At 59.9% G+C, this 516-nt stretch carries 1 protein-coding gene; it reads right to left on the bottom strand.

What is annotated here, in order from left to right:
• Window positions 1-78: 78 nt before the first annotated feature.
• Window positions 79-516, bottom strand: a 438-nt coding sequence (locus RZO55_RS00375) for a hypothetical protein (protein WP_318062321.1), incomplete at its 5' end; no start/stop codon positions are given.

The raw sequence follows: 516 nt of genomic DNA, 5'->3' as shown, positions 1-516 counted from the left end.
TCCATCTTTTCCGTGTGATCCACGATCAATTGAAACAGCCACTTTAGCACATCTTCCTTCAACATCGGCCCTTCCTCCTCATCCTGTTTCCGTCTGACAAAAGATGGCGGTAAGGCGGAACCGCTCCTCCAGGACGTCCGATGGATGGGCTTCCCGAAGGGTGTTCCTCAACCGCTCCACCAGGGAACGCCTCCCGGGCGATGGGGCCAAGCGAGTTCGGATTCCCTGGACCGTTTGGTCGATGGTTCGCCTCTGCGTCCAACGATGACTGAAGACGGTTGTCTGCCGGAAGGGAAGAGGCTGTTCAACCTCTTCCGCGGTATGACGGCCCATGGGCTCTCTCACAGGCATCCCTCCTTCCAGCCGGTGGAGCACCTCTAAAGCGGCTTTTTGCCAATCGACGAGGGGGCCGCACCGGTGGATCTCGGCGACGACAACGCCGCCCGCCAGTTCCGTCATCTTCGCCAGAAAGGAGAGTCGCCGCATGCGGTCCCTCCGGAGGAAGACATCCTGCAC

It is taken from the genome of Clostridium boliviensis, assembly GCF_033342255.1.
GTDB lineage: Bacteria > Bacillota > Clostridia > Lachnospirales > Lachnospiraceae > Lacrimispora > Lacrimispora boliviensis.
Note: the sequence above shows the minus strand (reverse complement) of the source record. Positions and strands in the feature narration are given on the sequence as shown.